Genomic DNA, 13,589 nt, shown 5'->3' on the forward strand with positions numbered 1-13,589 from the left:
TCCGCCGGCCCCCCCCCCCCCGGCCCCCCGGCCCGCCGCCGGCGCCCGCCCCCCCGCCCCCCCCCCCGCTCGATCGTCATGGTGTCGGGTGCCCGGATTCAGGGGGTGACGACGATGGTGTCGTGGTTGGAGGAGCTCGAGCGGAGGGAGGCTGCCGCGGGGGAGGAGATCGGTGAACTGCGCGCTGAGATAGAGGAGTTGACCGGCTGTCTGGCCGAGGAGGAGTCGGTGCTGTCCCGGTTGGAGATCACCCGGGAGACGATGACGGAGATCCTGTCCGGCGACGAGATGGTCGCGGAGCCCGGGTCAGAGGCGGGGCCGCAGGCCGGCGGAAGCGTCGGGGGCGGGTGAAGAGGAGAACCGGTTCGGGCGGCAGTCCGTCCGTCGAAGAACTCGTGCTCGTCCTTCACGTCAGGCCCTCGTACTACAGCCTCACTTCCAGAGATGCCGATCACATCCGGTCGAAGACGCTCGCTGCCTCGGGACCACGCTGCGGAACCGGGCCCATCAAGGTGTGCCTGACACCGCTGCCGAGCCCGAAACAGTCAGGTTCTGTCACGGACTCGAAGATCTGCGGCTGTAGTACTCGCGCGGGGCGGGGTAGGGGTGCCGTGGACCTTTTTCGCGTGAGACCGGAAGAGGCGGCGGCTGATGACGGGCATGATGAGACGGACGGGAAGAGGAGCGCCCTTCAGGACGCCCTTCATGACCTCAGGATCGCCTTCGTAAAGCGCCAGTCCGAGGCCCAGCGGCAGGTTCTTCTTGGGTGTCTCGGCCAGGGCGTGCTCGCTGAACTCGTGCCACTCCTTGGCGGTGATGTACTTCGCCGCGAGCGGCAGGATCTTCTTCTCCTCGAGGCCCATGTGCTCGAAAAGGACCTCGTTGAGCCGTTCGCAGGTGGCGGCGACCGTTTCGCCCTCGGCCGAGGAGGCGTTGGAACGCCAGGACTTCAGCTGCGCGGTCAGTTCGTCGCAAAGAGTGTGCATCCTCCCGTGGTGCTCCTCCATCAGGTGGACCACCGGAGCGATCTCCTCGCTGACGCGCTCCAGCAGCCTGGGCCACACCAGCAGGTCCTCGCCCTCGTGGTGGGTCAGCAACATCCCGAGGACGATGTCGAGATGCGCTGCCACAATTTTGGAGCGTGTGGTGTCACCGTTGCTGACACCGCGTATGAGCCCCGGGGCGAGGCCGAACTCGCGGCGGAACACGGTGTGCGCGACATACATGTCGCGCACATCGGCCATGGGAACGTCGGTTGCCGTACTCATGAATGCCTGTCGCTTTCCTAAGGGAGGGATTATCTGAGAGGGTGCGGGTGGATTGGGACGCACCGCGTGCACCCGGCGATTTTGAATGCTACCGGCACCCGTGGCAACTAACGCAAATCCTTGCGGAGTTGTGCGCAATCGTATCTTTTTGCATGCGGCTCTTCTGGAGTGAGGTCGCCGGTCAGGCCAGGGCGGTTGCAAATTTCGGGGTCGTGCGGCTGGACGGATTGTGACCGGTTGGGGCGCATAGCAGAGCAGGAACGGGCTTCGTGATCATTCTAGTTTCTAAGCCTCAGATTAGGTTGTACCACGGCTTCTGGCTGTCTCCGGTTCGGGGTCTGCGGCGCCGCGGGGCCCGGCCACAAGCAGGGCGGCGCCGCTATCTCACGGCATGAAAGTCCGACGGCCGTGGTCGACGAACTCGCCGGATTCTTTGCGTGCCTGATCATCCTCCAGTACGCACGGCAGCTGCCAGTCGCGAGGGTAGGAACAGCAGTACTACCCCCGGACATCAACGACGGCAGCGTGTCCACGGTGGACGAGAACTCGACAACCACGAACACCAGCAAGGACATCGGCTGACTGTTCCCCGGGGTGTGGAACTACGAGTTCTGCGTCACCGCGTTCAACGGAGCAGCCAAATCCGGCAAATCCAACTGCGTGGTCGCACCAAAACCTCCAGGCTTCTGACCACTGCACCCTGACTGCCACGACCCACCGACGATCAGCACCCCCGGAACCCCTGCTCCTTGGGTTCCGGGGGTGCTGATCGTCGGATCCCCGCGTCTCCGCAGCGGAGTTCAGGACTCGACTTCGTGTAACAGATCCGTTGTGCGGCAACACAAGTTTCGTGTCGCCCGTGGCATCTGGACGACAATGGCCCGCATGGCGACGATGAATCACTTCGGCATGACTCTGCGCGGCTGGCGTGAGCGCATGTCACCGCAGGACAGCGGCCTGGAGGCCGACGGGGAGCGGCGCGTCCCTGGACTGCGTCGCGAAGAACTTGAACCTTCCACTTGATCGTGGACACCTGGAGACTGGGACCTGAGGTTCCAGAGGAAGTAGCACCAGGTGGGAAACAAGTACACGCAGCGGTACACCGAGGAGTTCAAACGGGACGCGATCGCGCTCGTCGACTCCTCAGGAAAGACGGTCACCGCGGTCGCCCGGGAACGGTCTCGCTGTCGCCGACCATCAGCCCGAGGACCTCGCGTCCGCCGTCCTCGGTGATGCCGGTGGCGATCACGACTGCCTGGGAGACGATCTGGTGGTTGACCCGCACCTTGCAGTAGGTCGCGTCCAGGTAGACGTAGGGGAAGCGGGTGTGGTCCAGGGGTCGGGTGCGGAAGACGGTCAGCGGCTCGTCCAGGGCTGCGCAGATCCGCGAGACCTCGGACTTGGAGATGCCGGTGTCGCCGCCCAGCGCTTTGACCAGGTCGTCCACGCTGCGGGTGGAGACCCCGTGCACGTATGCCTCCATGATGACGGCGTAGAGGGCCTGGTCGATGCGGCGCCGCCCTCTACGTCTTCGACACCGCCGGCAACCAGATCGGCCGCCCCGACGCCGGCTCCGACGAACACCGACCTGCCGCCCGGCGACTATGACGTCTACGTCCTCCAGTACAGACTCCCGGCCGGCACGACCAGCCAGCAGTACACCCTGTGGAGCTCAGAGGTGGGCCTGGGCGCCCCGGCGGTACGCCCCTCGGTCACCCCGCCCTCCCAGCAGGTCACCGCGGCGACCGCCCCGAACTGACCGTGACCTGGCCGGACGCCGTACGCGGCGAACGGTACGTCGGGGTCGTGGAGTTCGGCGACGGCTCGACGACGGTGGGCCGCACACCGCTGACCGTGACGCCGTAACTCCACAGCTCCGTAGCTCCACTGATCCGGACAGACCGCCCGCGAACTCCCTTGAGGTCGTGGGCGGTTCGCATGCTCCTGAAGCGCAGACTCCGCCGATTCCCCGACGGGATGGCAGGGCACCCCATCGCCCGGGGCCGGCCACCTCCACCTCCACAAGTAGCAATGCCGGTAGAGAAGGTGGAGCGGGAGGTAGTACACGTGGTGCGGCGGGACAGGGCGAGAACAATGCCGGAGCCGCGATCTGGGCGACGGTCGATGGCAACGCGGCGAGGGTGGCAGTGGCGCTGACCGTTCCTTTGACCGTCGCGAGGGCGCTCTCGGCCCTCGCGCGGCGGCCAGGATCCGGTCGGCGTGGTCGAGGAGCACCCGAGACCACGAGCGCGGCCGCCGTCGAGGCTCGCGCTGGCGCCGTGCTCGACTTTTCTGCTGCTCTTCCTCGACACCGTCTTGCTGCCCCGCCTGGATACGGCTGAGACCGCCACGGCGGAGACCAGCATGAGTACGGCTGCCTGGACACCACCGTCTGCCCGGTCCTCTGCAGGCTCTCTCTCAACTCCGCTCGGCTCTCCACTGGCGCCCCATGGACTTCACGCCACGGCACCACCCACCCGGCCAGCGGTGGCCGCAACAGCAGCCCCAGTGCGACTCGCATCACACCGGGTGCCCCCATGGCCACAACATCTGACGTGTCAGATACTGTCTTGTCAGATGAATGGCTCGCGTCAGCGGGCCCCATCCTCGATGGAACAGCGAAGAGTCCTGATGAGCACACTCGAATTCACCGGCCTCGATCTGGACGTTCCGGTCGGCAGCAAGAACAGGACCGCCACCCTCGTCAACAGCGAGCAGGAGGCGCTGCTGACCGACACCGGCCTCACCCCGCCGACGGCCACCGGCTCGCCTCCGACATCCTCGACCCCGGCAAGCTCAGCGCCGGTCTGAGGCGCGGACCGTACGAGACCACCGGCTTCGCTGCTTCCGCTCCCACCCTCCCGGCCGCGGCGGTCCGCCGCCCATACACCGGGAACACCCCTGCCCCCACGCAGAAAGGGTTACCCAAGTGACCAGCCTCCCCAGTCGACGGCACCTCCTCGCCACCGGAGCAGGCGCCGCGCTCGGCCTCGGCACGCTCGGCGCCACCGCGTCCCCCGCCGCGGCCGCCCCGACCACAGCCGCGCACGGCGCCGGCGCGGAGGAGACCAGGACCCTCGACGAGCTGTACCAGGCCGCCATCGCAGAAGGCGGCAAGCTCGTGATCTACGCGGGCGGCGACCTCGCCAACTCGGGCAGCGGCGCCGGCGCCCGGACCGCCTTCCGCCAGCGGTTCCCCCAGATCGACCTCAACCTCATCGTGGACTACAGCAAGTACCACGACGCCCGCGTGGACAACCAGTTCGCGACCGACACCCTGGTCCCCGACCTGGTGCAGTTGCAGACGCTGCACGACTTCACCCGCTGGAAGCGCCAGGGACGGCTGCTGCACTACAAGCCCGCCGGCTTCAGCAAGCTCCACAAGAAGTTCAGGGACGCGGACGGTGCCTGGGTGGCCGGCATGGTCATCGCCTTCAGCTACCTGTACGACGTGGCCGCGGCCGGCGCCGACGCGCCGCAGACGCCGCTGGACCTGGTCGACCCGCGTTGGAAGGACGCCATCGCCTCCTCCTACCCGCACGACGACGACGCGGTGCTCTACCTCTACGCCCTCTACGCCGAGACCTACGGCTGGGACTGGATAGCCGGCCTCGCCGCCCAGCAGCCGCAGTTCGCCCGCGGCACCTTCTCCCCCGGCACCGCGGTCACCAACAAGGAGAAGATCATCGGCATCGGCGCGGGCGGCAACCCGCTCGCCACCACCCCGACCCGCTGGATGATGACCGACGGGCACCCGTTCATGGCGTGGGGACAGCGGATCGCGATCCTGAAGCAGGCCACCAACCCCACGGCGGCCAAGCTCTACCTCAACTGGCAGCTGTCTACCGAGCGCCAGACCTCCAACAGCTGGTCGGTACGCACGGACATCGCGCCCCCCACCGGCCTCAAGCCGATCTGGGAGTACCCGAACGCCAACCTGGACGGGTTCCCCCGCTTCATGGAGGACCGGGCCCAGGTCGAGCGGCTGAAGCAGACCTTCGCCCTCTACTTCGGCGAGGTCAAGGGCGACCCGACACCCGGCTGGCCCGGTCTGCACCCGGGCGCCTGACCCTCCACCAGTCCCCGTACGTGGCGGGCTCGACGGCCTTGGGTTGTCACATCGGCGTGGTCGGATTACAGCCAGCAGCGACGCGGGCGCGCCGTACGCCGGCCATAGCTCGCGCTCACCACGTGCGGGGTCCTGGTTCAGCGACCCCGCTGGCCATCGACGAGTTAATCGCCCACGCCCCCCAGCTCAAGGGCACCAGGGCGGTTGCCCAGATGCTGCGGATCTCTCACCGCACTGTGGGACAGCGGCATGGCTTGGACGATTCTGCGGCCGACGCAGTTCGCCTCGAACGCCATGATGTGGGCGGCATCGATCCGCGACGGTGTGGCGGTCCGCGCGCCGTATGCGGACACCGGGCTGCCCACGATCCACCCCGCGGATATCGCGTCGGTGGCGCAGGTTGCACTGACCGAGCCCGGCCACCGGGGGCAGACGTACGCCCTGACCGGTCCGGAGCCGGTGACAGCCCGACAGCAGGTCGAGGCCGTCGCGGCAGTACTGGTGCACCTGCCCCGGCTCGAGGGCTGGGGCGAGAATCCGCCCGTGAAGAACGGCACCTCACTCGGGGGCTACGGCGCGATCGCGATGAACGCGGCGCTCACGACGTCAATGACGCAGCTGCCCGAGCAGCTACGCAAAACCCTCACCTGGGACCGCGGAAAGGAACTCTCGGGCCACGCCCAGTTCGCCATCGATACCGGGACAAAGGTGTTCTTCGCCGATCCGCACTCGCCCTGGCAACGACCGACGAACGAGAACACGAACTGGCTGCTGCGCCAGTACTTCCCGAAGGGCACCGATCTCTCCCGCTGGTCGTTCACGGACCTCGAAGCCGTCGCCATGGCGATCAACAACCGGCCCCGCAAAGTCCTGGGTTGGCGGACACCCGCCGAGGTCTTCGAAGAGCAGCTACGCTCGCTGCAACAGCCCGGTGTTGCAACGACTGGTTGAACTCGCCCAATACGTATCAATTCGCTACACGGACCGGCTGTCAGACATCGGTGCCTCCGCGTCGGTCGGCTGGCGTCGCCGGCTCCTATGACAACGCCATGGCCGAGGCGCTGAACGGCACCTTCAAAGCTGAGTTGATCGAGATGCAGGGTCCCCGGCGGGACGTCGACCAGGTCGAACGGGCGATCTTCCAGTGGGTCACGTGGTACACCGAAGAGCGTCTCCACTCCGCTCTCGATTGCGTACCGCCCGCCGAGTACGAACGGGACTTCTGGCAGAGCATGGAACAAGTCCCGCAGTCCGCCTGAACCAAGATCACCGGACTCTACGAAACTCGGGACAGCTCACCCGCAGGGCGATTTGAGCTGGGACCACTTGGACGGAGGAACCGCCGCCGGTGTCCACGAGTCGTTCGGATCCCGCCGACGGCTGTCAGCTCGGGTCGGCCGGTGCCGTCCGGCGACCGGCCGTCCTCAGGTGACCTCGCCGAGGTCCTCATTGAGCCGTGCCGCGGCTTCGACGCTCGAGGGCCGGCTCGCGACAAGCCGGGCCAGCTGTGCTTCAAGGGCCTTGAGTTGCTCGGGCCCCATATGCGCCGCCCAGCGCTCGCGCACCTCGTCGAAGAGCGAGGCGCCCAGCGTCATCATGTCGTGGCCGCGGTCGGTGACCCGCAGCCGTTTGAGGCGGCCATCGCCCGGGTCGGGCTCCCGCTCGACGTATCCGAGCTTCTCCAGTGCGGCGATCGCCTTGGCAGCGCCCTGTTTGGAGACCGAGAGCCGGCGGCCGAGTTCCGAGGCCGTGCCCGCTCCCTCGTCGATGGCGCGCAGGGCGAACTCATGCGATGCGCGCACGCCCGGGTGCCCGCGGTGCGCCAGCTCGCCGTGCACGTCGTCCACCATCGACTGGAAGCCGCCGAGAAGCAGCAGCGCGAGTTCAGCGCCCGGTGAACGTGCCATGCGACGAAGCATACGAGAAACGAAGATAGACAACCACGTTGTCGATCTGTAGGTTGACAACCATGTTGTCGATCGAATCCAGGAGAACAATGAACCCCACTACCGGCGGCGCCACCATCCCGGGCGTCGAACACCACCAGGTCAGCCTGAACGGGACCGAACTGCACTACATATCCGCCGGGACCGCCGGCTCTCCCGTCATGCTGGTCCACGGCTTCCCCGAGACCTGGTGGGTCTTCCACAAACTGATCCCCCTGCTCAGCAAGCACCACCGCGTATTCGCCCCCGACCTTCGCGGCTTCGGCGACTCCGCCACCGCCACCCCAGCGCACGACAGCGTGACCGCGGCCCAGGACCTGAGCGAACTGATAGCGCGGCTCGACGCGGGCCCCGTCCACCTCACCGGCCAGGACATCAGCGGCCCCACCACGTTCCGCGTCACCGCCACACGCCCCGACCTCGTACGAAGCTATGCGGCCATCGAGACCGGGCTGCCCGGGTTCGGCGTCGAAAGGCTCGCGGACGTCGCCCACGGAGGCGCCTGGCACATCGGCGTCCTCGCCGCCCCGGGCATCCCCGAAATGCTGCTCGCCGGACGAGAAAGGGCATTCCTCGCACAGTACGCCATCCCGTCACTCTGCGTGACACCCGACGCGTTCACCGACAACGACATCGACGAACTCACCCGCTCCTACGCGCGACCCGACGCGTTCAACGGCGCGGCCGGACTGTACCGATCGATGCTCCGCGAAGGTGAGGAGATCCGCCAACTGGCATCCCGGAAACTCACCACGCCCGTGCTCGCCGTCGGCGGCAGATCGGGCGAGTTCACCCCGGCGACCCTGCGCCAGGTCGCCCAGGACGTCAGCGCCCTCTCCCTCGACAGGATCGGCCACTACGCGGCGATGGAAGCCCCCGACAGGCTCGCAGAAGGCCTCCTGTCCTTCTACGAGAAACTCGACAACCTGGGGTAACGCGCGCCGGAACACGATCACTGACACCCTGGCACCGCCAGACCCCAGGTGGGCCACTGCACCTCGCCACCACCCCTCAGTGCCCCCGAACACCCCTCGAACCGAGGCCGGTTGGAGTCGCCTCGGTAGGGCCGCCGATCCGAACGCCGCCCCAGACACGCGCACATCGGACTGGCCTCAACCCTCAACAGGCGACCCATCAGCGACGTTCAAAGACGGGTTCTCAGTGGGTGTTCTGAGAGTGCTCGGCTGACTCGTGACGCTTGAAGGTAGTTCGTCCGTTTCCTGGGCTTCACGGCAGGTTGAGGAAGCAGTGCCCTGATGGGCGTGAATGGGTGCGTGCTGCACCCGAATGACCTGCCGCATGACGCTTGGGAGTTGATCCGGCCGGTCATTGCCGCGTGGAAGGCGAAGCACCCCTTGGTCAGCGGGCACGAAGGAGGGCCGGGCGGCCTCGCTCGACTTATGAGGGTGAAGACCAGACCGCCTGTCGACGGGACGTGATCCTCACCACCACCAAGAGCATGCACCGCGTCACTCCCGCTGCCCAGTGATCACAAAGCCCTCGAAAGTGTTTCTCTGTGACAAAGAGGCGCCAACTCGGCCCTTCTGTAATAAAGTTGCCTCGTCACAACGGGGGATGGGGGTTTCACGTGGACACTTCCGGTGCAGCGGCAACCGAGCCGACTCTCCCCTTTTGGGTGTCCTTCGACGAGGAAGCCGAGGAGTACGGGGACTCCATGGGGCTCTTCGGCAATCGTCAAGAAGCGCTCCTGCGTGGCGTACCGTTGGGCGTGCTGCGCAAGAACCTCGCCGACGCCGTCGATGCCTTGCAGCAGGTGTTCGCTGATGTCGCAGCGCGCGGCGGGCAATTGCCGCTGCGCGAAGCACAGCTGTCGTTCCAGGTCACGGCGGGCGGCGGTGTCCAGTTCGTCGGCACCGCCCAGATGCAGGGCAGCCGCGGCATCGTCCTGGTGTTCAGGCAGTGAGCGGATACGTGCCATGGGGCGTCATCGCGGGCTGTTGATCGGCGCGAGCGAGTACGAGATGCGCGGCATTCAGCCGCTGCCATTCGTCCCCGGCGATCTGACGCGGCTAGGGGCTGTCCTCACGGCGCACGGCTTCAGCGATGTACAGGTCCTCGCCCGCCGGGCTGGCGGCAAGCAGATCTCCGCGAACTACATCAATGCCCGGGTCGTCGGCTTCCTGCGGCGTGTCCGGCCCGGAGACACGGCGTTCATTCTCCTCAGCGGCCACGGGGTGCATGCCCGCGGCAAGGACTACCTGGTGCCGGAGGACATCGACGAAGACGTCCATCCGTTCGAGTCGGGCTGTGTTCCGATCGACTGGCGACGGCATCTCGACGAGACGCCGGCCGACCACGTGGTCTTTCTCATCGATGCTTGCAGGGAGGGCATCGAACAGGACTCGATGAGCGTGGCGGGGGTCAGGGAGTGGGGACGGCAGCAGATCAGCGCGGCCCTGCGCCGTAAAGTGGCCTACCTCTACGGCTGCTCGCCTGCTCAGCTCGCCCTCTTTGTCCATCCCTACGAGCAGGCGCAGGATGGTCTCGACCACAGGACTCGGCCGGGCGAGTCCTTCAGCATCTTCTCGCGCTCGATCGCGGACGTGGTGTCTGAGCACCCACGAGGAGAGCCACTCGCGCTCGCCGCCTTCAAGGATGCCGTGCAGGACCGCGTCACGGAGTTGCACCGTGCCTATGGGAAGAAGGGCGATCCGCAACTGCTGCGCATCGTCACCGATATCCCGACGGACAACTTCTTCTTCTTGCCTCGCAGCGTGGCAGCGCAGACGCCGCACAGGCCGCCATCGTTGGGCCCGCGTGATACAGCCACCATGAGCATCACCTCCCCACCGGCAGTGCAACCGCTCGGGGCACCGGCGGGTTTCGGCCCGCCGCCCCCGGTCGCGTCATCGGAGGTCGGGACGCGACCGGCTCGGCTGCCGCAAGCGCCGTCCTTCCCGTCGAGGCCACCAGCCGCCCCAGTGGGCCACATTGCAGGCAGTCGCCGTCGCATTCGATGGACCCGCAAACGGGTGATCCTGCTCGGCTGCGGTCTGATCGGGATCCTCGGCGCATTCATCGGAACTCATCTGTGGGCCCAGACCCAGTACTACGTCGGCGCCAAGGACGAGCACGTCGCGCTGTACCGAGGCATCAGCCAGGACCTGGCCTGGGTCTCGCTGTCCGAGGTGGAGAAAGACCATCCTGAGATCGAACTCAAGTGGCTGCCGCCGTACCAGCAGAAGCAGGTCAAAGCCACGATCGCGAAGAGCAGCCTGACTGACGCCCAGTCGAAGATCGACGAGCTTGCCATGCAGGCCTCCGCATGCCAGAAAGAGTACGAGCGTCAGGCGGCCGAGAGCGAGAACAACTCCAAGACCGGAGAGGGCCAGGCCGGCGGTACCACGGGAACCACCAACACCTCCCTCACGACCAAGGCCACGCCGTCACCGACTCCCTCGACGTCGAAGTCCCCGAATCCGTCCGCAACCGCCGCCACTCCCAGCCCCGGCTCCAGCCTCTCGGAGGATGAGCAGAAGGTCGTCTCGGCGATGTGCGGTACGCAGTAAGCAAGCCGTGAGTGGGTGTTCTGCGAGGCTCGTCTGATTTCAGCTTTGGTCGGTCTCTGGGGTAGCCGGTGGCGGCTGAGTGAGGGTGAACAGTCCTGGTTCAGATTCTGTGAGGATGCTGCGGCTGACCAGGCGTTTCAGCTTGGCACGCATGCCTTCGGTGTGCCGCGGCTCAGTGCCGAGGCCGAGCGCGTGGCAGACGTTCTTGGCGCGCAGCCCGCCTCCGGCCTGCTCGAAGAGGGCCAGGATCTCGCGGTAGCCGGACGGCAGCGGCTCGGGGGCAGGGGCGCCGTCCTCGGTGGCCAGTTCCAGCACGGTCTCGCGAGTGGTCTCCAGCCGCTCCAAGGTGTGCTCGGCCGCGGCGAGTTGCTCGGTGAGCTCGGTGATCTGCTCACGCAGCCGTTCGATGGTCTCGCGCACCAGCCGCTGCCGCGTCTCGATCTTGTCCAGAAGCTGCCTCACCGCCCGCTCCCGCTCGCCTGGGATGCCTCGCGCCAGGTCGGGGTGGCGGCGCGGGTGAGCCGGCGGAGCATGACATCGCTCATGGACCAGTGGATCATCGCCACCGAGCTGGCCGGCCGGGTCTCGTAGTCCCGCACAAGTCTGCGGTGCAGCAGGAGGGTGCCGAACGTCTGCTCCACCACCCACCGCTTCGGCTCCGGTGTGAACCCTCTTGCCCCGGGCTCGCGTTGGACGATCTCCACGTCGATGCCGAGGCGGGCGCCGTGCTCGACCACGGCCTGCTTGAACCCGGCATCCACCCAGCCCTTCGTCACCGTGGGCGCGGCGGCGGTGACCTTGTCCAGCAGGGCGATCCCGATCGCGTTGTCGTGCACGCTCGCAGCGGTCACGACCACGGCGATGATCAGGCCGAGTACGTCGGTGGCGATGCCCCGCTTGCGGCCCGGGCTCTTCTTACCCGGATCCAGCCCGGTCGTCTCCCGCGGCGCGTTCGCCGAGGCCCGCACGGTCTGCGAGTCCAGGACGACGGCGGTGGGGTCCTCGTGCCGCTTGCGCATTTCACGGGCCTGCCAGCGCAGCAGGTCGTGGATGGTCTCGGCGGTGCCGTCATCGCGCCAGCGGGCGAAGTAGTAGTACACCGCGCTCTTCGGTGGCAGGTCGTGCGGCAGATAGCGCCACTGGCAACCGGTACGGGTCTGGTAGAGGATCGCGTTGACAATCTCCCGCATCGCGTACTGGCCCGCGTGGCCGCTGACCGAGGGGTGCTTCGCCTTCCAGGCGGTGGTGACTGGCCGGATCAACTCCCATGCTTCATCCGGCAGATCACTCGGGTACGGCTGGCGCCCGCCCACGCTTCCCAGCAGACCGCACCCCCGGCTGACCGTGAAGCCCCGGAACCGGACAACCCGCCCTCAAGCGCGACGACAACCACCGAACACTCGCAGAACGCCCACTCGGAGGTCGTTTTCATCAGCAGAGCCTGTTTCATCCCAACAAGTCCCTGTGACAGAGGGGTCGTTGGGGGGATTTAGGGGCTGGCGCGATTGACGGGGAGCACAGGAAGCCCACATTGCCTGTCTCATCCCGTGAAGCCTGTCTCGTTCCAAGGGGAGTTGATATCAGCGATTAGTCCCGCCATCCCGCGCAGGAACCCGACACGTGCGAGGCGCGAGTACTCATCTGTGGCACATGAAGCGACGCAAAACAGCTGAAAACGACCTCTCACTCGGAGCGGCAGTCGGCCTGGGGTTTGGGCAGTTCTGATCGTGGCAGTTGTCACCGTTTGGTCGTTCCATCTGTCACGAGCGCCCGTTTTTCGCTCTGTTGTGACCGAGATCGGGCTTCGCCCGTGGCATCGGCCCGAGGTCGGCATGAATACGGCCCACGCGCTTCGCCGGAGGGGGCGAGTTTGTGTTCGGCCGCAACCGGGCGTTCGCGGACTGCGTCGTACGCGCGTGACAGCGGCGCCTGTGGGGCCGTTGCGCCTGCAGGCGGGAGGAAGCATTAATGGGAGTAATTCTTCGCACGGGGGCCGTGATGGCAGTCTGTGCGACGGTGGTGGCTGCCGGGTGCGTCGCAGGGGCCTCGGGTTCCGCGCGGGCGGCGTCGGCCGACGTGGTGCCCGGGTCGGTACCCGCCGCGGTGGGCACCGCCACGCGGGTGGGAACCGCGCCCGCGTCGCAGCGGCTGACGGTCCAGGTGTGGCTCAGGCCGGACGTGACGCGCGCTGCCGCGTCCGCGGACGCGGTGGTTACGCCGGGCAGTCCCGAATTCCACCAGTACCTGAGCCCGGACGCCTACACCTCGAGATTCGGCCCCTCCGTCGCGCAGGCCAGGGCGGTGGCAGCGTGGCTCACCGGCAAAGGACTGACGGGAGTCCAGGTCGACGCCGGCCGCGACTACGTGTCGGCGACGGGGCCGGTCGCGGCGGTCGAGTCGGCCTTCCAGGTGCGGATCGGCCGGTACCGGGCCGGGGCTGCCGCAAGCGGGTCGTCCGCTGGGTCGGCGGTGTTCACGTCGAACGACCGCGAGGTATCGGTGCCCGCCCCGCTGGCCTCCCTCGTGCTGGGTGTGACGGGGCTGAGCAGCGCGTCCGCCACATCACGGAGCACCACGACGCCGGCTCTCCAAAACCGCGCGGCGGCCAGGGCTGCGACGTGCTCACGCTACTGGGCGCAGCACACGCATGCCCTGCACCCCGCTTACAAGGGACTGACCCGGGCCTCGCTGCCGGTGTGCGGGTACTCCGCCGCGCAGCTCCGCGCCGCCTACGGGGCGACGTGGCGGGACATCGGCAGGGGCCAGACCGTGGCGC

15 protein-coding genes and 2 pseudogenes are annotated in these 13,589 nt (G+C 67.2%); 12 read left to right on the forward strand and 5 right to left on the reverse strand.

The annotated features are described in order from the left end of the window. The first annotated feature begins 126 nt into the window (after positions 1-126). Positions 127-351 carry a hypothetical protein gene (locus M2283_RS51130; RefSeq protein ID WP_280883506.1) on the forward strand — a complete coding sequence of 75 codons (225 nt, stop codon included), beginning with the start codon at positions 127-129 and terminating at the stop codon, positions 349-351. A 194-nt stretch (positions 352-545) separates the two neighbouring features. Here the strand turns inward: M2283_RS51130 and M2283_RS51135 are convergent, their stop codons facing one another. After that, entirely contained in the window at positions 546-1,340 is a 795-nt protein-coding gene (locus M2283_RS51135; RefSeq protein ID WP_280883507.1) for a hemerythrin domain-containing protein, read from the reverse strand. A gap of 813 nt (positions 1,341-2,153) precedes the next feature. Between M2283_RS51135 and M2283_RS51140 the strand changes: the two genes are divergently transcribed. Further along, complete coding sequence (locus tag M2283_RS51140; RefSeq protein ID WP_280883508.1) at positions 2,154-2,291, forward strand: hypothetical protein; 138 nt, start codon at positions 2,154-2,156, stop codon at positions 2,289-2,291. Between the two features lie 51 nt (positions 2,292-2,342). Next, positions 2,343-2,501 carry a transposase gene (locus M2283_RS52320; RefSeq protein ID WP_432423261.1) on the forward strand — a complete coding sequence of 53 codons (159 nt, stop codon included), beginning with the start codon at positions 2,343-2,345 and terminating at the stop codon, positions 2,499-2,501. On the opposite strand, the pseudogene M2283_RS51145 reads toward M2283_RS52320, so the two are convergent. Then, positions 2,446-2,787 (reverse strand): annotated as a pseudogene (locus M2283_RS51145) (transposase); the annotation flags it as partial. The gene M2283_RS52320 and the pseudogene M2283_RS51145 sit on opposite strands and share 56 nt — an antisense overlap. Between M2283_RS51145 and M2283_RS51150 the strand changes: the two are divergent. The 5 genes and pseudogenes from M2283_RS51150 (at position 2,734) to M2283_RS51175 (ending at position 6,596) form a co-directional block, all read left to right on the forward strand. Then, a complete protein-coding gene (locus M2283_RS51150) occupies positions 2,734-3,027 on the forward strand; it encodes a hypothetical protein (protein WP_280883509.1) in 294 nt (97 codons plus the stop codon). The pseudogene M2283_RS51145 and the gene M2283_RS51150 sit on opposite strands and share 54 nt — an antisense overlap. A gap of 872 nt (positions 3,028-3,899) precedes the next feature. Next, entirely contained in the window at positions 3,900-4,079 is a 180-nt protein-coding gene (locus M2283_RS51155; RefSeq protein ID WP_280883510.1) for a hypothetical protein, read from the forward strand. Between the two features lie 118 nt (positions 4,080-4,197). Then, positions 4,198-5,337 (forward strand): ABC transporter substrate-binding protein, encoded by a 1,140-nt coding sequence (locus M2283_RS51160; RefSeq protein ID WP_280883511.1) that lies wholly within the window; start codon positions 4,198-4,200, stop codon positions 5,335-5,337. Between the two features lie 495 nt (positions 5,338-5,832). After that, positions 5,833-6,288, forward strand: a pseudogene (locus M2283_RS51170) (IS30 family transposase); the annotation flags it as partial. 98 nt (positions 6,289-6,386) lie between these two features. After that, on the forward strand, positions 6,387-6,596 hold the full coding sequence (locus M2283_RS51175; RefSeq protein ID WP_280883512.1) for an integrase core domain-containing protein: 210 nt from the start codon (positions 6,387-6,389) through the stop codon (positions 6,594-6,596). A 165-nt stretch (positions 6,597-6,761) separates the two neighbouring features. On the opposite strand, the gene M2283_RS51180 is transcribed toward M2283_RS51175, so the two are convergent. After that, positions 6,762-7,244, reverse strand: coding sequence for a MarR family winged helix-turn-helix transcriptional regulator (locus M2283_RS51180; protein ID WP_280883513.1), 483 nt, complete (start codon positions 7,242-7,244; stop codon positions 6,762-6,764). A gap of 89 nt (positions 7,245-7,333) precedes the next feature. Here M2283_RS51180 and M2283_RS51185 point away from each other — a divergent pair, with 89 nt between their 5' ends. The 3 genes from M2283_RS51185 (at position 7,334) to M2283_RS51195 (ending at position 10,813) form a co-directional block, all read left to right on the forward strand. Beyond that, positions 7,334-8,218: an alpha/beta fold hydrolase gene (locus M2283_RS51185; protein ID WP_280883514.1), complete on the forward strand. Its 885-nt coding sequence runs from the start codon at positions 7,334-7,336 to the stop codon at positions 8,216-8,218. A gap of 701 nt (positions 8,219-8,919) precedes the next feature. Continuing rightward, positions 8,920-9,207: a Pepco domain-containing protein gene (locus M2283_RS51190; RefSeq protein WP_280883515.1), complete on the forward strand. Its 288-nt coding sequence runs from the start codon at positions 8,920-8,922 to the stop codon at positions 9,205-9,207. Between the two features lie 13 nt (positions 9,208-9,220). Beyond that, entirely contained in the window at positions 9,221-10,813 is a 1,593-nt protein-coding gene (locus tag M2283_RS51195) for a caspase family protein (protein WP_280883516.1), read from the forward strand. A gap of 39 nt (positions 10,814-10,852) precedes the next feature. On the opposite strand, the gene M2283_RS51200 is transcribed toward M2283_RS51195, so the two are convergent. Next, a complete protein-coding gene (locus tag M2283_RS51200) occupies positions 10,853-11,275 on the reverse strand; it encodes a hypothetical protein (RefSeq protein ID WP_280883517.1) in 423 nt (140 codons plus the stop codon). Beyond that, positions 11,272-12,126 carry an IS5 family transposase gene (locus M2283_RS51205; protein WP_280883518.1) on the reverse strand — a complete coding sequence of 285 codons (855 nt, stop codon included), beginning with the start codon at positions 12,124-12,126 and terminating at the stop codon, positions 11,272-11,274. The genes M2283_RS51200 and M2283_RS51205 overlap by 4 nt, the downstream gene beginning before the upstream one ends. Positions 12,127-12,811: 685 nt before the next feature. On the opposite strand from M2283_RS51205, the gene M2283_RS51210 reads away from it, so the two are divergent. After that, positions 12,812-13,589: protease pro-enzyme activation domain-containing protein (locus M2283_RS51210; RefSeq protein ID WP_280883519.1), on the forward strand; the 778-nt coding region annotated here is incomplete at its 3' end.

Source organism: Streptomyces pseudovenezuelae (genome assembly GCF_029892565.1).
GTDB lineage: Bacteria > Actinomycetota > Actinomycetes > Streptomycetales > Streptomycetaceae > Streptomyces > Streptomyces pseudovenezuelae_A.